Annotated in this window: 22 protein-coding genes; 2 read left to right on the forward strand and 20 right to left on the reverse strand. The window is 62.3% G+C overall.

The window, feature by feature from the left end:
* From QMC81_09190 to QMC81_09245, 12 genes are all read right to left on the reverse strand, one after another.
* On the reverse strand, positions 1–562 hold a 562-nt coding region (locus QMC81_09190), incomplete at its 3' end, for a phosphoglycerate mutase (GenBank protein MDI6907641.1).
* Positions 563–890: 328 nt separating this feature from the next.
* Positions 891–1,547 carry a DedA family protein gene (locus QMC81_09195; protein ID MDI6907642.1) on the reverse strand — a complete coding sequence of 219 codons (657 nt, stop codon included), beginning with the start codon at positions 1,545–1,547 and terminating at the stop codon, positions 891–893.
* A gap of 67 nt (positions 1,548–1,614) precedes the next feature.
* Complete coding sequence (pyk, locus tag QMC81_09200) at positions 1,615–3,363, reverse strand: pyruvate kinase (GenBank protein MDI6907643.1); 1,749 nt, start codon at positions 3,361–3,363, stop codon at positions 1,615–1,617.
* 33 nt (positions 3,364–3,396) lie between these two features.
* On the reverse strand, positions 3,397–4,359 hold the full coding sequence (gene pfkA / locus QMC81_09205; GenBank protein ID MDI6907644.1) for a 6-phosphofructokinase: 963 nt from the start codon (positions 4,357–4,359) through the stop codon (positions 3,397–3,399).
* 65 nt (positions 4,360–4,424) lie between these two features.
* The gene (locus QMC81_09210; protein ID MDI6907645.1) at positions 4,425–5,402 is read right to left on the reverse strand and encodes an acetyl-CoA carboxylase carboxyltransferase subunit alpha; all 978 of its coding nucleotides are present in this window, start codon (positions 5,400–5,402) and stop codon (positions 4,425–4,427) included.
* Between the two features lie 3 nt (positions 5,403–5,405).
* Positions 5,406–6,251 (reverse strand): acetyl-CoA carboxylase, carboxyltransferase subunit beta, encoded by an 846-nt coding sequence (gene accD / locus QMC81_09215; GenBank protein MDI6907646.1) that lies wholly within the window; start codon positions 6,249–6,251, stop codon positions 5,406–5,408.
* Between the two features lie 22 nt (positions 6,252–6,273).
* Positions 6,274–6,465 (reverse strand): glutamate decarboxylase, encoded by a 192-nt coding sequence (locus QMC81_09220; GenBank protein MDI6907647.1) that lies wholly within the window; start codon positions 6,463–6,465, stop codon positions 6,274–6,276.
* Between the two features lie 110 nt (positions 6,466–6,575).
* Positions 6,576–6,797: a trp RNA-binding attenuation protein MtrB gene (mtrB, locus tag QMC81_09225; protein ID MDI6907648.1), complete on the reverse strand. Its 222-nt coding sequence runs from the start codon at positions 6,795–6,797 to the stop codon at positions 6,576–6,578.
* A gap of 74 nt (positions 6,798–6,871) precedes the next feature.
* Positions 6,872–10,288, reverse strand: a complete 3,417-nt coding sequence (locus tag QMC81_09230; GenBank protein MDI6907649.1) for a DNA polymerase III subunit alpha — start codon at positions 10,286–10,288, stop codon at positions 6,872–6,874.
* Between the two features lie 95 nt (positions 10,289–10,383).
* On the reverse strand, positions 10,384–10,842 hold the full coding sequence (locus tag QMC81_09235) for a tRNA (cytidine(34)-2'-O)-methyltransferase (GenBank protein ID MDI6907650.1): 459 nt from the start codon (positions 10,840–10,842) through the stop codon (positions 10,384–10,386).
* A gap of 16 nt (positions 10,843–10,858) precedes the next feature.
* Positions 10,859–11,287 carry a CoA-binding protein gene (locus QMC81_09240; GenBank protein ID MDI6907651.1) on the reverse strand — a complete coding sequence of 143 codons (429 nt, stop codon included), beginning with the start codon at positions 11,285–11,287 and terminating at the stop codon, positions 10,859–10,861.
* Between the two features lie 40 nt (positions 11,288–11,327).
* Entirely contained in the window at positions 11,328–13,304 is a 1,977-nt protein-coding gene (locus QMC81_09245) for a glycoside hydrolase family 15 protein (protein MDI6907652.1), read from the reverse strand.
* A gap of 146 nt (positions 13,305–13,450) precedes the next feature.
* Here QMC81_09245 and QMC81_09250 point away from each other — a divergent pair, with 146 nt between their 5' ends.
* Positions 13,451–14,176: a DUF4912 domain-containing protein gene (locus tag QMC81_09250; GenBank protein MDI6907653.1), complete on the forward strand. Its 726-nt coding sequence runs from the start codon at positions 13,451–13,453 to the stop codon at positions 14,174–14,176.
* The gene (locus QMC81_09255) at positions 14,177–15,766 is read left to right on the forward strand and encodes a DUF1957 domain-containing protein (protein ID MDI6907654.1); all 1,590 of its coding nucleotides are present in this window, start codon (positions 14,177–14,179) and stop codon (positions 15,764–15,766) included.
* 58 nt (positions 15,767–15,824) lie between these two features.
* Here QMC81_09255 and QMC81_09260 read toward each other — a convergent pair whose 3' ends face one another.
* The 8 genes from QMC81_09260 to QMC81_09295 all read right to left on the reverse strand — a co-directional run.
* Positions 15,825–18,293 carry a sugar phosphate nucleotidyltransferase gene (locus tag QMC81_09260; protein ID MDI6907655.1) on the reverse strand — a complete coding sequence of 823 codons (2,469 nt, stop codon included), beginning with the start codon at positions 18,291–18,293 and terminating at the stop codon, positions 15,825–15,827.
* 236 nt (positions 18,294–18,529) lie between these two features.
* Positions 18,530–19,783: a glycosyltransferase family 4 protein gene (locus QMC81_09265; GenBank protein MDI6907656.1), complete on the reverse strand. Its 1,254-nt coding sequence runs from the start codon at positions 19,781–19,783 to the stop codon at positions 18,530–18,532.
* 112 nt (positions 19,784–19,895) lie between these two features.
* On the reverse strand, positions 19,896–20,267 hold the full coding sequence (locus QMC81_09270) for a carbohydrate-binding protein (GenBank protein MDI6907657.1): 372 nt from the start codon (positions 20,265–20,267) through the stop codon (positions 19,896–19,898).
* 73 nt (positions 20,268–20,340) lie between these two features.
* A complete protein-coding gene (locus tag QMC81_09275; protein MDI6907658.1) occupies positions 20,341–21,345 on the reverse strand; it encodes an isocitrate/isopropylmalate dehydrogenase family protein in 1,005 nt (334 codons plus the stop codon).
* 127 nt (positions 21,346–21,472) lie between these two features.
* The gene (locus QMC81_09280; protein MDI6907659.1) at positions 21,473–21,973 is read right to left on the reverse strand and encodes a 3-isopropylmalate dehydratase small subunit; all 501 of its coding nucleotides are present in this window, start codon (positions 21,971–21,973) and stop codon (positions 21,473–21,475) included.
* Positions 21,970–23,238, reverse strand: a complete 1,269-nt coding sequence (locus QMC81_09285) for a 3-isopropylmalate dehydratase large subunit (protein ID MDI6907660.1) — start codon at positions 23,236–23,238, stop codon at positions 21,970–21,972. The genes QMC81_09280 and QMC81_09285 overlap by 4 nt, the downstream gene beginning before the upstream one ends.
* A gap of 6 nt (positions 23,239–23,244) precedes the next feature.
* Positions 23,245–24,381 (reverse strand): homocitrate synthase, encoded by a 1,137-nt coding sequence (nifV, locus tag QMC81_09290; GenBank protein ID MDI6907661.1) that lies wholly within the window; start codon positions 24,379–24,381, stop codon positions 23,245–23,247.
* 121 nt (positions 24,382–24,502) lie between these two features.
* The coding region (locus QMC81_09295; GenBank protein ID MDI6907662.1) for an Asp-tRNA(Asn)/Glu-tRNA(Gln) amidotransferase GatCAB subunit B at positions 24,503–24,700 on the reverse strand (198 nt) is incomplete at its 5' end.

Consider the following 24,700-nt stretch of genomic DNA (forward strand, 5'->3'; position numbering starts at 1 on the left):
GGAGGCCCGGCGCCCCTTCCCCCTTGGGCAGGTAAGGCCCGATAACCTTTCCCGAGATGTCGTGCGGGGGTGTCAATGCGGAACCCTCGGGTCCGTTTTTCCACACCATCAGGTGGCGATAGCTGATTCCCGGGTAGAAGCGCCGGTCTGCCGTATCAAGCCGGGACGCCACGGCGGCGATCAACTCCCGCGCCTCCCGGGTACTAATCTCGCCCGCGCTGTAGTCGACCATGGTCTTGGCCTCAAACGGCTCTTCATCCGAGAGCGAGACGAGGTTACAGCGGAAGGCAATATCCATCGGACCGAGGTCGATGCCCATGCTCACAGCCTCCAGCGGTGAGCGGCCGGTGTAGTAGCGCCGGGGATCAAAACCCATCACCGCCAGGTTGGCTACGTCACTCCCGGGTGGAAGGCCTTGTGGCACGGTTCGGACCATTCCCAGCAGGCTGGAGGCCACCCGGTCCATGTGCGGCGTCCGGGCGTACGCCAGGGGCGTTCGTCCGCCGAGTTCGGGACGCGGCCGGTCGGCCATGCCGTCGCCCAGGACAACTATGAATTTCACCCTTTTTCAGCCCTCCATAAGTAAAGTGGGGAAGATTTCGCCATCTTCCCGGAGGAAACCTGCCGCCGAACAGGCCTGTCCCCTTATGGCCAAAGAGAAATGTGGCGGTGAGCCACACTTCTCTCGTACCGATCAGGTCCTTATAGCGTCCGTCTAGGCGTCGCTGTCCAGGGGGCCAAGACCGAAAAGGAACAGGACGACGATCAGGAGTACAATAATCCACAGGCTGCCACCGAGCAGGCCGCGTTCCTCAGCCATCAGAATACCTCCCGTCACTTTGGTTTCGGTGGCATTATATGGTTTGAGGCATCGTTTTGCTACCGTCTTGTTATGACTCCCCTTCCCGTTTTCCGAAAAAGCCCTTCCCCCGAACGTTACTTCCCCGCGGGACCTCCCCAAGAACGCCCCGTTCCCGGCGTATCAGGATGATGGTCACGGTAACCAGTATTCCAAGGATTGCCAAGCCTACAAGGCGCGGCTGAATAAAGGCCACGATGACGGGCCAGTTATGGCCGAAAAACATGCCGATAAGAAGGTAGAGTGTCCCCCAGACCAGGCCGAAAATGGAATTGTAGAGCATAAAGAGGCCCCATTGGAGGTGGGCGACCCCGGCCAGGTACGGCGTAAGGTTCCCGAGGCCGGGGAGAAAGCGGCCGAGCAAGACAAAAGCGCCCGCCGAACGGGCCGGCAGCCGTTCCGGGACCAGCTTTTCCGGGTTCAGCCGTATCCACCGTCCAAGACGGCGCACGGCGGGGAGGCCTATGTTCTTACCCATTATGTAGGCGGCCGATGAACCCATGGTGTAGCCGGCGAAGGCAGCGCCGAGGGCGGCGTGGAAACCGAGAACCCCCTGGTTGACTAGAAAGCCCGCCAGGATGATCATCACCCCGCCGGGGAAAAAAGGCACCCCCAGGGCTTCCAGGAGCATTCCGACCGCGATCCCGCCCAGCCCCAGTGTCGTCAAATAGTCCAGGATCAACTCCAACCCAGATCACTCCCGCCCTTAGGATGCCCCCGGGAGCGGGAGAAAGACCGCTCAAAAACTAGCAGAATTACAGTACGCGGGCCACTCCGCTATATATTAGCCCGCGTTCCCCGTCGATGGTCACGGTCTCCCCGTCAGGGAGGATAGAAGTCGCCGCTTCCACCCCGACAATCACCGGCATTCCGAACTGCAGCCCTACAATGGCGGCGTGTGACGTCAGGCCGCCCTCTTCGGTTACTACGGCCGCCGCCCGCTGGATTGCCGGCACGAAGTCGCGGTCGGTGGCGGAGGCCACCAGGATATCCCCCGGGCGGATCTTCTCTTCAGCTTCGCGGGCGGAGTGTACAATCCGCACCGTGCCGGTCACGGCCTTGGCGCCGACGCCCGTCCCCCGCGCCAGGACGTTACCCACCGTATGCACCTTGAGGAGGTTTGTGGTCCCGTGCACCCCCACAGGAACACCGGCGGTAATCACCACCAGATCCCCTCCTTTGATCAGCCCCGCCTTCAGAGCAGCCTGAATTGAGCCGGCGATCATCCCGTCCGTATCCTGGATGCGCTCCACCAGCACAGCCTGCGCACCCCAAACCAGGGCCAGCTGTCGCAGCACCTGTTGGTCCGGGGTGGCGGCCACGATGGGGCAGGGTGGGCGGTAACGGGCCACCATCCGCGCCGTATACCCGGTCTGGGTGGCGGTAATGATCGCTGCCGCCCCCAGGTCCGCCGCCGTAGTGCAAGTGGCGTAGCTGATGGCTTCGGTGACCGTGCGCTGCAGGGTCTCTTTGCGCTTGGCCAGGAGAGCGGCGTAGGGCAGGTCAGCCTCCACGCGCCGGGCGATGCGCGCCATCGTCTCCACGGCCTCCACGGGATACTCCCCCACCGCCGTTTCGGCGGAGAGCATTACGGCGTCTGTGCCGTCAAGGATGGCGTTGGCTACGTCACTCGCTTCCGCCCGGGTCGGGCGGGGGTTATGGATCATGGATTCCAGCATCTGCGTGGCCGTGATTACCGGCTTACCCAGACGGTTGCACTGCGCTATGATACGTTTTTGGACCAAAGGCACCTCTTCGGCCGCAATCTCCAGGCCAAGATCTCCACGCGCCACCATCACCCCGTCGGCGACCTTAATGATCTCGTCCAGGTTCTCGACGGCCTCCCAGGTCTCGATCTTGGCGATAATCTGGGCCGCAGCACGCATGTCTTCCAGGACGCGGCGCACGCAAAGGATATCCTGGGCCCGCCGCACGAAGGAGACGCCGACGAAGTCCACACCCAAGGGCATGGCAAAACGCAAATCGGCAACGTCTTTCTCGGTTAAAACGTTCAATCCCGTGCGCACGCCGGGCAGGTTCAGGCCCTTGCGGCTGGTCAACAGCCCGCCGTTTTCCACCCGGCAGACGATATCCGTCCCCTGCACCTCGATCACCGTCAGGCCGATGAGGCCGTCGGCCAGGAGAATGGTGTTACCGGGCTGCACCTCCCGGGGCAGGGCGGCGTAGTTCACCGGGATCTGTCCGGGACCACCCGGAACATCGGCAGTGGTCAGCGCAATCCGTTCCCCAGCCCTCAGTTCCAGCGGTTCCGCGAGGTCGCCGATACGGATCTTCGGTCCTTTAAGGTCCATCAACACGCCGATGTTTCGTCCCAGACGGGCTGCAACCCGCCGGACGGCATCCAGCCGCCGGCGGTGCTCGTCATGGGTGCCGTGGGAGAAGTTCAGCCGGGCGACGTTCATGCCGGCCTGGATCAGCCTCTCCAGCACGGCATCGGATTCGCTGGCCGGTCCGATGGTGCAGACGATCTTCGTGTGGCGCATCCCGTTTCTCCCCTCCCCGCTGTCTTTTTATCACTAAATGGACAGAATCCCCGCCAGGCGGTAGGCATCCAGGTCGATCTCGCGTTTCTCGCGCAACGCCCGGTCCAGATCATAGTGCTCGACCTTGCCGCCCACGATGCCGACGGCGGTCTTGCGCACCCCTTCCATAAGCAGTTCGACGGCGCGCGCCCCGAATCTGCTGCCCAGTACACGGTCCAGGGCCGTCGGCGTTCCGCCCCGCTGGATGTGGCCCAGGATCGTGACCTTCGTATCCAGTCCCGTCCGCTCCTTGATCTGCCGGCCGATGTCAAGGCCGCTGGCCGCGCCTTCGGCAACCACGATGACACTGTGCAGTTTGCCCCGGCGGTAACCGCGCATGAGCTTATCCACGACCTCGTCGATGCTGAAAGGCAGTTCAGGAATTAAAATGGACTCCGCCCCGCCCGCCAGGCCCGCCTGGAGAGCAATGAAGCCGGAGTCCCGTCCCATCACCTCGACGATAAAGGTCCGCTCATGCGAGGTAGCCGTGTCTCTAATCTTGTTAATGGCCTCGATGACATTGTTGACCGCCGTGTCAAAGCCGATACACCACTCCGTACCGACAATGTCGTTGTCAATGGAAGCCGGGATGCAAACCACCGGTAGCCCGAACTCATCATGGAACTGTCTGGCTCCGGCATAGGAACCGTCCCCACCGATAACCACCAGTCCCTCCAGGCGGAAACGGTCGACGTTCTCATACGCCCGCGCCCGTCCTTCACGCGTCCGGAACTCGTCCGAACGCGCGGTGCGCAGGATGGTCCCGCCACGATGAATGATATCGGCCACGGACCCCAGGTCCAGGGGCCCCATTTCGGCCTCGATGAAGCCTGCGAAACCGCGCTCAATACCGATAACCTCCAGGCCATGGTAGATGGCCTTCCGCACGACGGCCCGAATGGCCGCATTCATTCCGGGAGCATCGCCGCCGCTGGTCAGGATGCCGATCCTTTGCAACCTGCCCGCTCTCCTTCCTTGCGTTCAAGCTTTTTAGCGGCTCCTCCCCCTTTTCCTCTCTACAGTCAGGGTAGGCCCGGTACCGGCACCTCTTCCCGGGGATAACCGATCCGCCGCAGTTTCCGGTAACGGGCTTCGAGCAGTTCCTCGGGTGACATCTTCAGTACTTCCGCCAGGTGTTGGTGCAGGGCCTTCTGCAGAAGGTCAACGGCCGCCTCCTGGTCCCGGTGGGCGCCCCCGAGAGGCTCGGGGATGATGGCGTCGGCTATGCCGAAACGCAGGAGGTCCTGCGCGGTAAGTTTGAGGATTTCGGCGGCCTCCCTTGCCCGCCCGGCATCCTTCCATAGGATGCTGGCGCAGGTCTCCGGCGAACTCACCGAGAAAATGGCATGTTCCTGCAGCAGCAGACGGTCGCCGACGGCCAAGGCCAGCGCTCCGCCGCTCCCGCCTTCGCCGATAACCACTACTATTATGGGTACGGCCAGGGTGCTCATTACCATAATATTTTTGGCAATGGCCTCGGCCTGCCCGCGTTCTTCGGCCCCGACCCCGGGGTAAGCCCCGGGCGTATCCACGAAACAGATAACCGGCCGGCCGAACTTCTCCGCCTGCCGCATCAGGCGTAAAGCTTTGCGATAACCTTCGGGATGCGACATCCCGAAGTTGCGCGCCACGTTCTCCTTCGTGTCGTGGCCCTTTAAGTGTCCCAGGACGGTCACCACGCAGCCGTTAAGCCGCCCGATACCGCCCAGCACGCTCTTATCATCGCCATACAACCGGTCGCCGTGCAGCTGAACGAAGTCCGTCAACAGGCGGTCGACGTACTCGCGGGCGCCCGGGCGTTCAGGGTGGCGGCAGATGAGAACCTTCTGCCAGGGTGTCAGGTTACCGTAGATTGACTGCTTGAGTTCCGCAGCCCGCTTCTCCAGAGTGGCAAGCTCGTTATCCAGATTGAGTCCTTTTTCGGCCGCAAAGCTCTTCAGTTCTTCGATTTTGGTCTCAAGTTCAATAACCGGTTTCTCAAAGTCGAAGGCGTTGGGCAAGCGCTATTCCTCCCGCCGGTGAAGGCTCAGGATGCGGGCTATCGTGTCACGCATCTGCCGCCGCGGCACGACAGCGTCGACGAAACCGTGTTCCTTCAGGAACTCGGCCTTTTGAAAGCCCTCGGGCAGCTTCTGTCTGATGGTCTGCTCAATGACGCGCGGCCCGGTGAAGCCGATCTGGGCCCCGGGCTCGGCCAGGATGATGTCCCCCAGGAAGGCGAAGCTCGCGCTTACCCCGCCCATCGTCGGATCGGTGAGGATCGACACGAACAACTGTCCGGACCGGTCAAAGCGCGCCAACGCCGCAGCCGTCTTGGCCATCTGCATGAGGGATAAGCTGCCCTCCTGCATCCGTGCCCCCCCGGACGCCGAAAAGACTACCAGGGGTAACCTTTTCTCCAGGGCCTTCTCCACGGCGCGGGTAATCTTCTCTCCCACTACGACCCCCATGCTGCCCATAATGAAACGAGAATCCAAGACGCCGATGACTACCCGGTGGCCGTCGATGCTTCCTTCACCGGTTACCACGGCCTCATTCAGGCCGGTGGCCTCCCGGGCGGCTTCCAGCTTTTCACGGTACTGCGGGAAATCAAGGGGGTCCTCGGACAGCAGACCATCGTCGTATTCGCTGAAACCGCCCGGATCCAGGGTTAACTGGAGCCTCTCCCCGGCGGCAAGGCGGAAATGGTGGCCGCACTTCTCGCAAACCTTCAGGTTGCGCTCCAGTTCTCTCGTATAGAGGATTTCGCTGCAGACGTCACATTTGATCCAGAGCCCCTCGGGAATCTCCCGCCGGGGCTCCTGGCGTACTGTAAAGTACTTAGACTTCTTGAACAAGTCGAAGATGATCCCCACCTCTCACGGGGCTACGCTACAGGCCGTTTATGATCTCCAGGGCCTCCTCGACCTCCCCTTCGGGAACAAGGATTTCTACCGAAGACCCACCATCAACCTGGGAGAAGCCGATGTGGTTGAGCTTCACCAGGAGACCCTCCCGTATCAGGGCATCCCGCAGCCGTTCGGCGTCAGGCTTACTGGGCGCGATATACACAACCGTCCACACGGGGCGTCTCCCCCCACTCAAGTCCGTTGCTTGGCTGATTGCTTCGTGTCGGTAGCACATACTTCTTGTTTTGAAGTCCATAGTCCCGTCCCGTGCCCGATGGGACCTATTTATTCGGCCGTAGTGATTATACCGTGGCGGGTATAAACCTCAGCCCGGCCACGTAGCTTAATGGCCGCCGTGTTCTCGGTGAATTGGGCGATGTAGATCTCACCCTTGTCCAGCTTCTCGGTATGGTGAAACTTGGTATCCCGGCCCCGGGTAAGGCCCATCACGGTGACACCGTTCTCCAAAGCCTTGATAATAATATAGTCCGCAGCCCAGGGATCCAAGGCGCGGCACCCCCCTCTTCAAATTCATGGATATGATAACACAAGCCATCCCAACCTGGCAAGCGCGGCCAGCCCTAGAGCCCCAGGGCGCGCCACTTGATTTGGACCCTTTGCGAGCCCAGAACCGCCTTGAGCCGGCCGATCACCGGCGTGGCCAGGTCGACCGTGTAACGCTCCGGGGTTTCGTGCACGCCGTCGGCGCCGGATCCCAGGCGGATGACGGTTACGGGGCACGTCCCGCGGTGGGACGCCAGAATCCGGTGCACCTCTTCCCATTGCCCGGCCTGGTCCTGGCCAAGGATGATCCTGACCTCGCCGCCGCGTTCCAGGGGGGAGATGCTGTCCCCAATGACCTTTACGTCTTCTCCGTTCACCTGCACCGTTCCGACGACAAGAACCGCCGCATCGGGAACCAGGATGTCACGCGCCTGTTCATAGACCCGCGGGAAAACCACCACCTCGATTCTTCCGGTGAGGTCTTCCAGGGTGGCAAAACCCATCGGCTCGCCCTTTCGGGTGCTGATCCGCTTGACGCTGGTCAACAGGCCACCCAGGATGACCTGTTTTCCTCCGGGCAGATCGGTGAGTTCGCCGCAGTTGGCGCTGGTCACGGACCGCAAGAGGTCACGGTACTGGGCAAGAGGGTGGCCGCTGATGTAAAGGCCCAGGGCATCCTTTTCCATGGCCAGGAGTTCCCGGGGGCTGAACTCCGGGACGTCCGGCAGGGTTACCTCAAAGCCGGCCCCGGCCTGCGCCGTAAAGCCGAAGAGGCTCAACTGACCGGATTCCCGCTCCCGCTGCGCGCGATGGGCGGCCTGCAGGGCATCGTCGAGGACCGCCAGCAACTGTGACCGCCGGAACCCCATGGAAGCAAAAGCCCCGGCACGAATCAGGCTTTCCAGGACGCGCCTGTTGACGGCGCGGCTGTCAAGGCGCCGCAGGAAGTCCACCAGCCCCGTGAACGGGCCTTCCCGGTCGCGTGCCTCGATCACCGCCTGCACCGTACCTTCACCGACGTTACGAACGGCGGCCAGGCCAAACCGTATCTTGCCCCCGACGATAGTGAAGCTCTCCCGGCTCTCGTTTACGTCGGGCGGCAGGACTTCCAGTCCCATGCGGCGGCACTCCTCTACGTAAACCCCCACCTTGTCCGCATTGTCCTTAACCGAGGTCAGCAGCGCGGCCATGTACTCCGGTGCGTAGTTCGCTTTCAGGTAGGCCGTCTGATAGGCGATCAGGGCATAGGCCGCGGAGTGGGACTTATTGAAGCCATAGCCGGCGAAGTACTCTATCAGTTCGAAGACCTTTTGGGCTACCTCCGGGTTGACGCTGTTCTTTTTCGCCCCCTCTATGAATTGTGAGCGCAAGCCGGCAATGATTTCCGGTTTTTTCTTGCCCATGGCCCGGCGCAAAAGGTCGGCCTCCCCCAGGGAAAAGCCGGACAGAACGCTGGCGATACGCATCACTTGCTCCTGATAAAGGATTACCCCGTAGGTGTCTTTGAGAATCGGCTCCAGCAAGGGGTGAAGGTAAGCGACCTCCTTCACGCCGTGCTTACGCGCGATGAAGTCCTCCACCATGCCGCTGCCCAGAGGCCCCGGGCGGTACAGGGCGACGAGGGCGATGATGTCCTCGAAGACTTCCGGCCTCAGATCGCGCAGGATGGCGCGCATCCCGCTGGATTCCAGCTGAAAGACACCGGTTGTCTCTCCCTTGCATAGCAACTCGTAAGTCGCCGGATCGTCCAGAGGAAGGCTGTCAATGTCCAGGGCTATGCCCCGGTTCCGGCGGATCATCTCCACGGCGTCGCCGATGACGGTCAGCGTCCGCAGCCCCAGGAAGTCCATCTTTAACAGGCCGAGCTTCTCCACCGTCTCCTTGGGAAACTGTGTGGCTACCACGCCGTCGGTGGTCCGGTAAAGGGGCAGGTAATTGGTCAGGGTTTCCCGCGAGATGACGACCCCGGCGGCGTGGATGGAAGCATGCCGCGGCATCCCCTCAAGGGCGCGGGCGGTGTCCAGGAGTTTTCTCATCTGATCGTTTTGGGCGTAGAGTTCCCCCAGGTCCGGCGTCTGCAAGGCTTTCTCGATCGTCATGCCCAGCTCGGCAGGGATGAGCTTGGCCACGCGGTCCACCTCGCCGTAGGACATCCCCAGGGCGCGGCCGACGTCCCGTACGGCGGCACGGGCCGCCATGGTTCCAAAGGTGATAATCTGAGCGACCCTATCCCGGCCGTATTTCTCGAAAACGTAGTCGATGACCTCGCCGCGCCGTTCGAAGCAGAAGTCGATGTCTATATCGGGCATCGAGACCCGTTCCGGGTTGAGGAAACGCTCGAAGAGCAGCCCGTAAGGCAACGGGTCCAGGCTGGTGATGCCCAGGGAGTAGGCGACAAGGCTTCCCGCGGCCGATCCCCGGCCCGGCCCGACCAGCACGCCCCGTTCCCGCGCGTAATGAATGAAATCCCAGACGATAAGAAAGTACCCCGAAAAACCCATCTGGGCGATAACGCCAAGCTCGTAATCCAGCCGCCGGCCGATCTCCGGCGTTATCTCCCCGTAGCGGCGGAGGGCGCCCTGGTAACACAGCTCGCGCAGGTAGGTGTCGATATCGTACCCCGGAGGAACGTCGTACTCGGGCAAATGCAGCCCGTCAAAGTCCAGCTCGACCGAACATTGCTCGGCGATGGCTAGCGTGTTCGCCAGGGCCGCGGGCACTTCCCCGAAGAGCTGTGCCATCTGCTCAGGGGACTTGAGGTAGAACTCATTCGAGCCAAACCGCATCCGTTGGGCGTCGGCCACCGTTTTGCCGGTCTGGATGCAGAGCAGGATGTCCTGGATTTCGGCCTCTTCCGCGCGGACATAGTGCACATCGTTCGTGGCCACGAGGGGGATCTCCAGCCGGCGGGCGATACTTGCCAGGGTACGGTTGACCGGCCCTTGCTCCGCCAGCCCATGATCCTGCAGTTCGAGGTAATAATCGGGACCGAAGATCTCGCGGTAGGCGGCGGCGACCGACAGGGCCCGCTCCTCCCCCTCCCGCAGCACAAGCGCCGGCACTTCCCCGGCCAGACAGGCGCTCATGGCTATAAGGCCCTGGCGATACCGGTTGAGGATTTCCTTGTCCACCCTGGGTTTATAGTAAAAGCCCTCGGTATATCCGACGGAAACCAGGCGCATCAGGTTGCGGTACCCGGTTTCGTCCTTCGCCAACAGGACCAGGTGGTGGAGCTTGTCGTCCACGCCGGCCTGCCGGTCGTGTCGCGTCCGCGGGGCGACGTAAACCTCACAGCCCAGGATGGGCTTGATCCCGGCCTTCTTGCAGGCCTTATAAAAGTCGACCACCCCAAACATTGCACCGTGATCGGTGATGGCCAGGGCGGGGGCTCCCTGGGCGGCCGCAGCCGCGACGAGATCGGGGATGCGCGCCGCTCCGTCGAGCAGGCTGTATTCCGTGTGGTTATGCAGGTGCACAAAAACCTGTGACGCCAAGGTCTCGGGATGCCTCCTCGGTTTCGGAAATGATTGCCTCTCCGTGACTTACTTCTTCCCGGCAAGCGTGAACTCCTGCTCTCTCCAGGCCCGGATCATCCAAGCCCGGGGTAACCTTGCTGGCGCAACGCCTCGTAGAGCACGACGGCCACGGCGTTGGAGAGGTTCAAGGAGCGCACGCCGGGGAGCATAGGGATGCGCAGCGTGCGGTCAGGATAGGCATCCAGCAGCCAGCAGGGCAATCCGGCGGTTTCCTTGCCGAAGATGAGGTAGCAGTCCGGCGGAAAGTCGACCTGGGAATAGAGGCGCGGAGCGCGGGTGGTGATCAGGTAAAACGGCCGGGAAGCGAAGACCTCAAGGGCCGACGCCAGGTCCGCATGGTGGCTGACCTTTACCAGGGGCCAGTAGTCCAGCCCGGCCCTTTTAAGGTAACGGTCGGCGGGGGAGAAGCCCAGGGGATGCACCAGGTGGAGAGAAGTGCCGGTAACGGCGCAAGTACGGGCGACATTACCGGCGTTCTGTGGGATTTCCGGTTCGACGAGAACGACGTGCATCGGGGTCTCTCCGGCTCTATCGAGGGTTCCGGGGATGGAGAAGCCGGCGGTGCTCCACCATCAAGCACCGGTCCATCACGATGGGCAGGCCCGCGGCCGCCGCGCGCCCCGCGGCTTCCGTGCTGGCGATTCCGAGCTGCAGCCATACGGCGCGGGGCCTCAGCGGGACGGCGTCCTCGACAACGGCGGGGGTTTCCTCGCTCCGGCGGAAAACGTTTACGATGTCCACCGGTTCCGGGATCTCCGCCAGGGTACGGTAGGCGCGCTCGTCCAGGACTTCCTGCGCCCGGGGATGGACGGGGATGACCCGGTAGCCCTGCGCCTTGAGGTAGGACGCCACCTTAAAACTGTCGCGGTGAGGTTTTGGCGAGAGGCCGACGACGGCGATCGTACGGCTTTCCCGCAGGAGCTTCGTCAGCCATTCATCGTCGGGATTCTTATGCAAGACAGCCGCCCCCGGTGTTTTCTTCCATCATACCCCGGCCTCACGAGAGGCGCAACCCGGCACGCAGTTCCTCAAGCTTGCCGAGGTAATGCGCCGTGACATGGCAGAAGGTGGCGTGGGACCAGGTCAGGGGTGAAACGGAAAGGGGCTCACCCGTGTAGGGGTGGAGCTGTTCCGCGAAGTGCCCGGTAGGGCCGCTATGGCGGCAGCACCATTCGAGCAGTTCGAGGGCCGGGGCCAGTTCAGCCTCACTATGCGCTCTGGCGATGTACCAGTCGGCCAGCCAAAGCGTACAGATGAACCAGGGGTTGCCGGGCACCTTACTTATGTCGTCGCTGTGCCGGAAGTAATAATCGCCGGTGTAGCGGGCCACGCCGCCGACATCGGTCTTCACAGTGAGCCCGTCGGCAATGGCCTGCATCGTGGCCATGACGTAAGGGTGCTCGGCCGGAAGGACGCCGAAACCAAACACTCCCCAGAGGCTGGCGTCCAAGGTCCCGTCGGGAACCAGTTCGCCGCCGGCTCCCCGGGTCAGGCCGCGGAGAAACCGCCCCAGCCGGGGGCTGTACAGGTAGCGCTGAAGTCCCTGCCGTATTTCCTCGGCCGCCCGGTACCATGTGTCCTGTGATCTCCCGTCCCCGACCATGGCGGCGATGCCGGCGGCCGCCGTGAGCCCGGCGCAGACCGCCGCCACGGTAAAGGTAAATACCCCCCGCCGCTCCTCCCACAGGTCGTAGCTTTCCGCCGGCAGACCGGTCAGAGGGTCACGGTATTCCGCCAGGAAGTCGGCAGCGGGACATACGAGCGAAGGATAAAGCGAGGCCATGAACTCGAAGTCCCCTTGCCGCAGGTAATGATGCCAGAGCGCCCAGAGGACCAGGCCTGTCTCGTCTTCCTGGATGGCCAGCTGGGGCTCCCCGTCCTTGACCCACGGATGCCAGCTTGAGCCCGGGGTTCCGTCCGGATTGTACTTGTGCAGGAAATAGCCCCCCGTGGTCAGGGTTCTGGCAGCGAAGCGGAAGAAGGCCGCGGTAATCCCGCTGAACCCGGCCAGGTCCAGGGCGTAGGCGACCAGCGCGCCGTCACGCGGCCAGACATAGGAGTAGTGATCGCGGTTGGTGGCCAGGATATCGGTATCGTTGGCGGCCAGGATCCCGCCCCGGTTGTCGATCTGGCTCCGCGTGACAAGGAGACTGCGCTTCAGGTGACGGGCGAGATGCTCCGGCAACAAGCCGAGTTTCAAGCGGGATGACGAAAGCCAGCTCCGCCAGTAGGCCACCGTCTCCCGCATGAGGCTTTCCAGGCCCCGTTCCCGCACAAGGGCATCCAGCCTGCGCACCTCATCCAGGCTACGCCCGGCGGCGATCCAGAACAGGATTTCGGCGTGGCCACCGGGTTCAACGGGGACAACGAAGGCCATAGATGAATCCACCGATCCCTGGTCAATGGCTTTGCCTTCCAGATGCCCGTCCTCTGCGTCCAGGCGCCCGCGGCCCCGCGGACCGCGCCTCTTGTGTACTCCGTACTGCGCCACGCCTCCGCGGGCGCTACGGCCGTTGACCAGGATGTAGTAATCGCGGCGGTAATGGCACATCCCCCCGGTCTCCGGGTCGTACAGGGCGGTGTTCCCGACGTCGCTCCCACCTACGTAAAAGTCGTTGTAGAAAAAGACCCGGAGCTCGCGCCGGTGGTTACAAAGGTTCTTAACCTCGATCCGCTTGAGGTAAAGGTCGTGAAAGGGGTACACGGCGTCCGCTATGGATAACGCCAAGCCCATGTCCACGTTTCGAGCCCGGATGTCAGTAACCGGGGCGTCCTCGGTATAGCCCAGCCGTTTCTGCCACCGCGGCTGGTGGATCCAGGAGAAGCAGCCGTCATCCCAAAAGCCGATCGCGCACCGGTGACCGGCGATGTGATTTTCCATGCCGACGTACGGATAGTAAAGATCCCGCATATAGAGAGCTTCGTCAAAGTTAACCATTAGGTTGCCGTTACTTAATACGAGCGGTCGCGGCAAAGGCCCGTCCCCCAGATTTTTAAAACGGTGTTTTTAATTAAAGGTCCGAAACCAGGGGAATAATACTATCAGCCCATTGGGTGCTTTTATTATTCTTACACCCGGAAGACAGAAAGTTTTCCGTTAAATTAAGGGGGAAGGGCTTGATGACCGCTCTCATCTGGGTGTTGGGAGTCTTCCTGGCCCTGGTTGTGGCTGTTTTTTTATGGGTGCGTCCGCGCCCCGAAAAAGTTGACAGCCACGGGCCGCACGAGGGAACCCGGGACTTCGGCACCGAGTTCGCTCTCGAAATCGCTCCGCCGGCGGCTCTACCCGCCAGGGCGTCCGCCCCGGAACTTCCAAACCATTACGACACGAGCCGCCTTGTGCTCCTCGCGCGCGATCCGAACTGGCTTTATGCCTACTGGGAGGTTTCCGCCACAAGCATTGAGGCCTTTAAAAGAACGCACGGCTCGGGAGCCTGGCAGTCGTCCCGCCCTGTGTTGCGCGTTTACGATGTCACCGGGGTGGAATCCTTCAACGGCCATAATGCCGTGAGCTTCGTCGATATCCCGGTTCCCGAAGCCGCCGATAACTGGCACATCGGGGTTCACCATCCCAACCGGAGCTTTTGTGTCGACCTTGGGCGCATCCTGTCCTCCGGCACCTTCGTGACCATCCTGCGGTCCAATATCGCCACCACCCCCCAGGCCGGCATCTCCGACCGCCTGGATGAGGAATGGATGTGGCTTGAAGGCGTGTACCGCTCCCTGGCCCGGTTCCAGCCGGGGGTCAGCTCGCCGCTTCTTGTAGAAGAACTCCGGGAAAGGATGCAGGAGCAGTTCGGCATCAGTTCCCCGGTCGCCGTGCCGGAAAAGAGGGGTGAACACTAGATGCCCGAAGGGTATCTTTCTATTGTACTGCATGCCCACCTGCCTTTCGTGCGCCATCCGGAGTATGAGCATGCCCTGGAAGAGCGGTGGCTCTACGAGGCCCTCACCGAGTCATATATCCCCCAGATATGGTCGTTCGAGCACCTCCTGGAAGACCGGGTACCGTTTAAGATTACCATCTCCCTGTCTCCCACTCTGTTAGCGATGCTCGTCGATCCCTTCCTGCAGGAGCGCTACCAGCGCCACCTGGAAAGGCTTCTGGAACTGGCCGATAAAGAAGTCCACCGCGCCCGTGGCACCCACTTTGAGACGGTCACCCACATGTACCGTGCTCACTTCAGGCAGGCCTATGATACCTTCGGCCGCTACCACCGCAACCTGGTCGGGGCCTTCCGCGCCCTGCAGGACTCCGGTGCGGTGGAGCTGATCACCACCGCCGCCACCCATGGCTACCTCCCGCTGATGATGCTTTACCCCGAAGCCGTCCGCGCCCAGGTCGGGGTAGGGGTACAGCTCTACGAGGAGCTTTTCGGCCGGCGGCCGGCCGGCATCTGGCTCCCGGAGTGCGCTTATACCCCCGGGCTGGACCGGATTCTGAAGGAATTCGGCATCCGTTACTTTTTCACCGACACGCACGGCATCCTTTTCGCCTCGCACCGGCCAAGGTTCGGCATCTTCGCGCCGGTCTACTGTCCGTCGGGAGTCGCCGCCTTCGGGAGGGATATCGAGTCCTCGAAACAGGTTTGGAGCGCCCGTGAAGGCTACCCCGGTGATCCCGACTACCGTGAGTACTACCGGGACATCGGTTTTGACCTGGACGAAGACTACATCCGGCCTTACATTCACCCGGACGGCACCCGCATAAACACCGGCTTCAAGTACTACCGTGTCACCGGCCGGGGCGCGCACAAGGAGCCCTACGTCCCATCCTGGGCGCATAACAAGGCCGAGATCCACGCCGGCAACTTTATGTTCAACCGGCAGCACCAGGTCCGCTACCTGAGGCGCTTTATGGACCGGCCGCCGCTCATCGTCGCCCCATACGACGCGGAACTGTTCGGGCACTGGTGGTTTGAGGGCCCCCTGTGGCTCGAAAAGCTCTGCCGCAAGATGGCCGCGGAACAGAGCGAGATATCAATGATTACCCCGAGCGAATACCTGCAGCGTCATCCCTGCAACCAGGTCGCCGTGCCCTGTGAATCCAGCTGGGGAGATAAAGGCTACCATGAGGTCTGGCTTTGCGACAAAAACGACTGGATCTATCGTCACCTGCACTGGGCCGCCGAAAGAATGATTGAGCTGGCCAGAACGTATCCGGCGGCCGAGGGGCTGCAGCGCAGGGCCCTGAACCAGGCGGCGCGGGAACTGCTGTTGGCCCAGGCCAGCGACTGGGCTTTCATAATGGCCACGGGAACCATGACCGAATACGCCGTTCGCCGTACAAAGACACACCTGTTGAATTTTAAGGGCCTCTGGCACCAGCTGCAGGAAAACCGCCTCGAGGACCCCTGGGTTGCCGAACTGGAGAGTCGCCACAACCCCTTCCCGCACCTGGACTACCGTATCTACCATCCCGCGGGGGTAGCTTAAGCGCCGATACACGAAAAGTCCTGCCGGTTTTCCGGCAGGACTTTTCGTGTATCGGGACCTAGTTTTCGTTAATGATTTTTTTTATTTTATCGATGTACATCTCCGTCAGCGACTCGGCAATTTCCATCGATGCTCCTTCGCTGAATACCCGGCAGACGGGCTGTTCCGGGTCGGGCAGGACGAGCGACCAGCCCTCCGGGTGAAAGACCTTCACGCCGTCGAGGACTTCCATACGGGCCTTCTTCCCCCCCTCGTCCTCGATAAGGCGCCGGATTACCCGCCCCTTCGCTTCCCAGGACACCGGCACATCCTTTCTGTGGGTGTAAAAGGCGGGGATTTCGTCCACCAGGCGGCTCAGGGAGGTGTCCGCTCCGGCGGCAAAACTGAGGATGCGCGTCAGCGCGGCCAGCGCGTCAAAGTGCAGGAAGAACTGCGAGACGTCCTCGGCCAAAATCCTTTCGATAAAGTCGCGCAGGGCCGTCTTGGTCCGCACGACGGTGGCCTGGTAGCGTTCGGCAAGGGTCTCAATGGTCTGGGGCGCGGTTACCGGCACCACCACCGGCCCCCCCTGCGTTTTTAAAACATAGAGAACGATGAGTACGGTCAGGAGATCGTCCTGGATAACCCTCCCCCGGTCATCGATTAGGATCAGGTGCTCACCCCCGGCGTCCATCACCACCCCCGCCCTGGCCCTCCGCTCCACCACGGTCGCGGCCACATGGGGGACCAGTTCCTGCAGGGCGGCCCATTCCTGGGGAGCTTCCTTCTCACCCTCCCCAGGGGGCATAATATTGGTTATCTCCATGCCCGTCTCCCGCGTCCAGGAGTCCAGGACCCTTTCCAGGTTCGCCGGATCCAGGGCGCACACCACGGAGCCGCCCCGCGCCCGAAGCGCTGGCAGGTCAACCTCGCTCAGCATCGCCTGCAGATAAGCCTCGGCCATCCCTTGCAGTAAGGCCGGCTCGCGCACGGCGGACGGCTCCACGCGGGCGAAATCCTCCCGGGCGAGAAGGTTTTCCATTTTCCGTTCGAGGCTGCGCGAAATGTTGGCCCCGTGCTGGTCCGTAAAAAGCAGAACCGCCCGTTCCGGTTCCCGGGCCGAAAGCCGGACATGCACCCCGCCGGTGCAGGCCAGGCTCCGTACCGCGAAGCGGTGCATCGGCGTGGTGGCCCCGCCCAGGTCCAGCACGTGCGCCCCTGCGCTTTGCAGCCCGGCCGCCACCGCGCGCCGGAGCATGGTTGAAGCCGGGTAGACGTCACTGGAAACGGCCACCGTCTTTCCCCGGCCCATCGCCGCACCGAAAACAGCCGCCACGCGAGCGGCAAACTCCGGCGTCATCTCTACGTTGACCAGTCCGCCGATCCCCTCGGTACCGAACACGTTCTTGCTCTGGCGCGTTCCCCACACCAGGCTTTCCCTGACCGTCGCTCCGGTCTCGATCAGCTTGTGCGGCCACAGCTTGACTGCGGGCAGGATGGTCCCCCTCTCCTTTATGACCGAATCCTCGCCGACCACGGCCCCTTCGTAGACCCCGGCCCCCGCCTGGACTTGAACTCGGCTGCCGAGCACCGCTCCGCGGATGGCGGACCGGCGTCCGACATAGACGTGATCCCAAAGGACGCTCCGTTTAATGGAGGCCTCCGGCTGGATGGTGCAGCCCCGGCCTAGAACGGTAAACGCTTCGATCCTGGCGTCACGCCCGATCCGGCAGTGGTCGCCGACCAGGACCGGCCCCTCAAGGAGGCAGTCCGGATCGATGTGGGTGTCCCGGCCGGCCCAAACCCGCGGGGCGATTTCCGCCCCGGGGATCCGGATGGCGACCCTCCCCGACAGGGCGTCCTGATGGGCCTGCCAGTATTGCCTCAAGTCTCCGATATCACACCAATAGCCCGGAAGCACGAGGCCGTAAAGGGGTTTGTTCTCACGCAGCAATAAAGGAAAAAGGTCCTTGGAGAAATCGAACTTCTGCCCCGGGGCGAAAAAGTCCAGCACCTCGGGTTCCAGTACGTAAATGCCGGTGTTTACCGTGTCGCTGAACACCTCGCCCCAGCCGGGTTTCTCAAGGAAGCGGATGATCCGCCCGTCCTCACCGGTGATGACGACGCCGTACTCCAGCGGAGTTTCAACACGGGTCAGGACCAGCGTGCCGACGGCCCTCTGTTCGTGGTGGAAACTTAAGGCCCGGGAAAGGTCGAGGTCGGTAAGGGCGTCGCCGCTAACCACCAGGAAGGTCTCGTCGAGAAACGCGCCCGCGTTCTTCACGCTTCCGGCCGTACCCAAGGGGCTTTCCTCAATGAAGTAGTGGAGGCGGACACCGAAATCCGAGCCGTCTCCGAAGTGCTCACGGACGGCATCGGGGAGGTATTGTAAGGTCACCCCGATCTCGGTGATCCCGTGGGCCCGGAGCAGGTCCACACAGTATTCCATGATCGGCCGGTTTAATACCGGGACCAGGGGCTTGGGCCGCCCGCAGGTTAAGGGACGCAGGCGAGAGCCTTCTCCTCCGGCCATGATGATCGCCTTCATGCCTTAGCGCTCACACCCCCTGTTATTCTGTGCTTCCAGCGCATGCGGGGACGCCGGGGTATAGGTTGGACCGGGTATCTCCTGAGGACTCAGTATATCCTCGCCTGCCAGGATTTATGACACCCCGGGCAAGGCCCCCGGGATCCCGGGCGCGGTTCATCCCAGACGCCCCCCCATAAACAAACGAGCCGGTAACGCCAGGCGCACCGGCTCAGAGTGGGTGTTGTCGCATGCCGCTATTTGCCGCGGCCCAGCACCTGGTACATCCGGTCGAGCAGGCGGCCGGGACCCTGATTGGGCGGGGACCACCGTACCCTCTTCCAGTCATCCAGGATCTCCTCATACACTTCCCTGGTTTGGCGGGCAATCTGCTGCCAGTTGTACTCCGTCCGCACCTTGCGGTAGGCCCTTTCCTGCATTAACCGCGCCTGATCGGGGTTGCCCAGAACCCACAGGATGTTTTGCGCCAGGGAATTGGCGTCACCGACATAGGCCTTGAGGCCGTCCAGCCCGTGGTCCACGATTTCGGCGAGGCCGCCCGTATCGGTAACCACCACCGGCGTACGGGCTGCCATGGCCTCCAGGGCGACGATGCCGAAGGGCTCGTAAAGGCTCGGAAAAACCGCCACCGAGGCCCAATGGTAAAGGGCGTTACGCACCTCATCGTCAATATAGCCGGTAAAATACACGCGGTTGCCGATTACCAGGCGTTCCGTCAGTGCCCTGAGTTCGCCCTCATGGGGCCCTTTGCCCCCAATAATGAACTTGGTCTTGGGCTGATGGGCCAGGATATGGGGGGCGGCCTCCAGCAGGACCTGGACCCCCTTCTCGCGCACCAGCCGTCCGACGTAGAAGACGATCTGTTCGTCGGGGGCGGCGTAGAAATCCCGGCGCACTTTGGTGGAGCGGTGCACAAAATGGGACGGATCGACCCCGTTATGGATGATCCGTATCTTGTCGCCCGGCAGCTGGAAGACATACTTCAGTTCTCCCTCCATGTAGCGCGAGCAGACGATCACCCGCCAGGCTTCGTAGGTAAGCCACCACTCAACGTTACTGATGTAGTTCTGGGTCGGGTTATGCAGACCGTTGTGCCTGCCGAACTCGGTGGCATGGATGGTGGCGATCAGGGGGACGGCCAGGGCATGCTTGACGGCCCGGGCGGCGTAGGCCACAAGCCAGTCGTGGGCGTGGACCAGGTGGGGGCTCTCTATCCTCTTCAACAGATGGATGACCCGCTCCAGCATGGCCACGTTGAAGTGCAGCACCCAGGTGGTGAAGTCCGGGGCGGACAGTCCGTAGGGGGATACCCGGTAGACGTGGACGCCCCTTCGCTCTTCCTCGTATTCCGGAGCACCGGGCGCCGCACAGGTGACCAGGTGGATTTCGACCCCGTCCTGGGCCAGCGCCCCGGTGAGGTCATAGACGTGACGCGCGAGCCCGCCCACGTTTCGCGGCGGATACTCCCATGAAAGCATAAGGATGCGCATAAGCGTAAACCTCCCGCTTACTCTTCAAACCTTATGGTACCCCTCATTACCAGAATTTATATAGGGGGAGAAATGACAAAACCCCGCCAAAGGCGGGGCCGAAGGCCTGTTCCTATACGATCCGGCCCTGGTGAATCACCCAGGTCCAGTTAAGGCCGTTGTTGTTGTCCCAGTTTTGGGCGCTGTCCTTGAAGCAGAAGTTCAACCGCGTCTCGTCGGTCGGAACCTCAAGGGTCTTGACCCAACCGAAGCCGGTCCTGGCCATGCGCAGGTCCTGCGTGCCGTGCCAGTTGTCAGTATCCCCGTACCCGAGGTGCAGGTAGACCTGGTCCGCGCCGCTTTGGGCTAAAAGACCGTTGTAAAATACGGTTATCTCCTCGCCCGCGGTGATCGGCGTGGGGTCGACCACTGCCCCGCCGGGGAAGTCGGCCTCCTGCATGTAGCGATAGCGCTGTTCACCGGTCCCGAAATTGGTAGGTTCCAAAATCAGCCCCTCCTTGCCGCTTTATGCTCACTCCCTGCGGGTAGTATGAGCATCGGCACGGGGGCTGATGCGCCTACGTGCTCATGTGCCTGATAATCGCGTCGGCCATCCGGCTGGTGCCGGCGCTGCCCCCGAGGTCGTAGGTCACGTCCCGTCCCTCTGACAGCACGGCGGTAACGGCGAGCATTACCCTCTCCGCCGCTTCCGTCTCCCCGAGGTGGCGAAGCATCATTACCCCCGAAAGAATGGTCGCCAGGGGGTTAACCTTATTCATCCCGGTATACTTGGGGGCGCTGCCGTGCACCGGCTCGAAGACGGCGATCTCATCCCCGATGTTCGCCCCGGGCGCGACGCCCAGGCCGCCGACCAGGCCCGCCGCCAAGTCGGAAAGGATGTCCCCGTAGAGGTTCGGCATGACCAGGACATCGTACTTTTCAGGGCTCTGGACCAGCTTCATGCTCATAGCGTCGACGATCATGTCCTCGAAGGCGATATCCGGGTAGTCCTCGGCAACCTTGCGGGCGCATTCCAGGAATAGGCCGTCGGTGAACTTCATGATGTTCGCCTTATGGACGGCCGTGACTTTTTTCCGCCCCTCGCGACGGGCCAGCTCGAAGGCGAAGCGCACGATCCGCTCGCTCGCGGGGCGGGTGATGATCTTGATGCTTTCGGCCGCGTCGCGCCCGACGCGGTGCTCGATCCCGGCATAGAGGTCCTCGGTGTTCTCGCGGACGATGATCAGGTCAACGTTCTCATAGCGGGTGATCAGCCCGGGCAGGGATTTCGCCGGGCGGACACAGGCGTACAGGTCCAGGGCCTGCCGCAGCGTGACGTTGATACTGCGAAAACCCTTGCCGACCGGGGTGGTCAACGGGCCTTTCAGGGCCACGCGGTTCTTACGTATCGAGTCCAGGACGGACTCCGGCAGAGGCGTGCCGTGAGTGGCGATGAGGGCCTCGCCGGCCTCGACCACATCCCACTCCAGGGCCGCGCCGCCCGCGTCCAGCACGCGGCGCGCCGCGAGCGTGATCTCGGGGCCGACGCCGTCGCCGGGGATGAGTGTAACTCTGTGCGGCAAAAAGAATCCCTCCTGCACGAAATAGTCACTGGTAGGCTCCATGGCGACGAGACCCAGCTCGGCGGGTTGGGGGTCTTTCCCTGGAGCGGCTTGCGGAGCGTCGGTAGCGGCTCTTGCGACCTGCTTCCTATTCCAGGTTAAAGCCGCCGTGCTTGCGGAAGTGCGCGGCCAGGCCGCCGTCGCTGAGGATCCTCAGCATTACACCCGGCAGGGGCTTGATCGCGATCTCCGTCCCCCGGGTGAGGTTACGGATCACACCCTTCTCCAGGTCGACCTCCAGTTCGTCCCCCGCCTCAATCCGGTCCGTGTCGCACTCGACGACCGGCAGCCCCGTATTGATTGCGTTGCGGTAAAAGATACGGGCAAAGGACTTGGCCAGAACGGCGGAAACGTCGGCATACTTGATCGCCAGGGGCGCCTGCTCGCGGGATGATCCGCAGCCGAAGTTCTTACCGGCCACGATGAAGTCCCCGGGCTTGACCTTCCGGGCAAAATCCGGGTCCAAGTCCTCCATTACGTGCGAGGCGAGTTCGCGCATATCCAGGGTCTTGAACTTATACTTTCCCGAGATGATGTAGTCGGTGTTCACATCATCGCCGAATTTATGGGCTTTGCCGCGGAACTTCATACCTTCACCTGCTTTACCAGTTCTCGGGGGTCGGTGATGACCCCGGTGAGCGCCGAGACGGACACCGTGGCCGGGGAAGCCAGGTAGATCTCGGCCTTGGAGTTGCCCATCCGGCCCTTGAAATTGCGGTTCGCAGTAGAAATGACGGCCTCTCCGTCCGACGGGACGCCGTTGTGTGTCCCTACGCACGGGCCGCAGCCGGGAGTCACCACTGCCGCGCCGGCCTCGACCAGGTCGGCCAGGGTGCCGTCGGCCATGGCCTCGAGATAGATACGGCGGGAGGCCGGGGCGACGATGAAGCGCACGTCGCGGGAAATTTTGCGGCCGCGCAGGATGGCGGCGGCGATGTGCAGGTCCTCCAGGCGCCCGTTGGTACAGGTGCCGATGACGGCCTCCTGGATGGGGCGGCCGGCGACCTCGCTTATCGGAGCCACGTTGTCCACGCGATGGGGTTTGGCCACCTGCGGTTCAAGGCTGCTGACGTCGAACTCCAGCACCCGGGCGTATTCGGCGTCCGGGTCGGCGCTCACGGCCGTGAAGGCCCGGTCGCCGAAGCGGCGCACCCATGCGAAGGTCTTCTCGTCGGCTTCCATAAGCCCGGCCTTGGCCCCCATCTCGATCGCCATGTTCGAAATGGTAAAGCGGGCTTCCATCGACAGGGCGCCAATAGCTTCACCCGTGTACTCGGCGGCCATATAGGTCGCCCCATCGGCCGTCACCTGTCCGATCAGATAAAGGATGAGGTCCTTACTATATACCCCCGCCGGGAGGGTCCCATGGCAAACAAAACGGACCGTCGGCGGAACCTTGAACCACATGCGCCCGGAGATCAGGGCGGCGGCCAGGTCGGTCGAACCGACGCCCGTGGCGAAACAGTTCAACGCCCCGTAGGTACACGTGTGGGAATCGGCGCCGATGACCAGGCGGCCCGGCCCGATATCCCCGCTCTCCAGCATCAGCTGGTGGCAGACGCCATCGCCGACGTCGTAGAGCCTGCAGCCCGTCTCACGGACGAATTCCCGCATCAGGCTGTGCAGGTTGGAGACGCCCTCGTTCGGGCTCGGGGCGCTATGATCGATCACCAGGGCGACCTTTTCGGGATCGAAGAGCGCCCGGCCGTTCATGTCGTGGAAAGCCCGGATCGCCAGGGGCGAGGTGCCGTCCTGCCCCATAATGTAGTCCACAGCAGCCACCGTGATCTCGCCGGCGTGGACATCCCGCCCGCTCTTCGCCGAGAGAATCTTTTCGATGATCGTCTGTCCCATGTCTTTCTAGTGCCTCTTTCCGAAGTAGTCTTCGTAGATGTACATTAACTCCTTTTCGAAGAGAGACCGCTTCAGGGCTACCGCCGTGGAACGTACCACCGGCAGGAGTTCCGCGGCCTGGTGCCGCGTCAGGTGGATGCCGAACTCGGCGAACTTGGCCCGGATGGCCGCCCCGCCGGAATGTTTCCCGATTACAATCTGGCGCTCCAGGCCGACCTCCTCGGGGGAGAAGGCCTCGTAGGTGCCCGGGTGCTTCAAGGCGCCGTCGGCGTGGATACCCGACTCGTGCGCGAACATATTCGAGCCGACGATGGCCTTCCAGGCCGGCAATTCCCGCCCGGAGGCGCGGGAAACATACTCGGCGGCCTCAACCAGCATCTCGGTCTTGAATTCGAGGTCATACTTGAAGAGATGCTTCAGTGCCATAACGATCTCCTCGAGCGGTGCGTTCCCCGCACGCTCCCCAAGGCCGCACACCGTAACCCCGATAAAGTTGGCCCCCGCCTTGACGCCGGCCAGGGCGTTGGCGGTAGCCATCCCGAAGTCGTTATGGGTATGCATCTCTACCTCGATCCCTACACGCTCGACGATTGTCTTAACGTTTTCGTAAGCTGTGAAGGGATCAAGGATGCCGACCGTGTCACAGTACCGCAGCCGGTCCGCTCCCGCCTGCTTGGCCGCGCGGGCGAACTGAAGCAAAAACTCCATGTCACTACGGGAAGCGTCCTCGGCGTTAACAGAAACGTACATACCTTCCTTCTTGGCGAATTCGCACGCCTGCACCATCTGTTCCAGGACCCATTCCCGCGTGGACTTCAACTTGTGTTCGATGTGGATATCGGAGGTGGAGATGGAGACGGCCACCGCGTCCACCCCGCAGGCAATGGAGGCCTCGATATCCTTGATCACCGGGCGGTTCCAGCCCATGATGCTGGCCTTAAGACCGGCCTGGCAGATGGCCCGGATGGCTTTTTCCTCGTCTCCGCCCATCACCGGGATGCCGGCCTCGATCTGGTGCACCCCCAGTTCATCCAGTATCTTGGCAATACGGAGCTTTTCGTGATTCGCAAAAACGACCCCGGCGGTCTGCTCCCCGTCGCGGAGAGTCGTGTCAACAATGGTAATCTTACGCCCGGGTTCCATGGTGTCACTCCCCTTAACTAATTAATTGGGAAACATCTCTCTAACATTTTTCTTCACAGGTAACCCTTTGGGACAGGGTGTCTCAACCTTCCGTCCCGTCTTCATGCCCCCCGGCTCCCCGTCAGTCAAGCTTTTCCCGGAGCAGCTTGTTTACCAGGGCCGGGTTTGCCTTACCCCGCGTGGCCTTCATCACCTGGCCGACCAGGAAGCCGAGGGCGTTGGTCTTCCCGCCCCGGTAGTCATTCACCGATTTCGGGTTGGCGGCGACTACTTGATCGACAACAGCGGCCAGGGCGCTCTCGTCGGTGATCTGTGTCAG

It is taken from the genome of Thermoanaerobacterales bacterium, from assembly GCA_030019475.1.
Taxonomy (GTDB): domain Bacteria; phylum Bacillota; class Desulfotomaculia; order Desulfotomaculales; family JASEER01; genus JASEER01.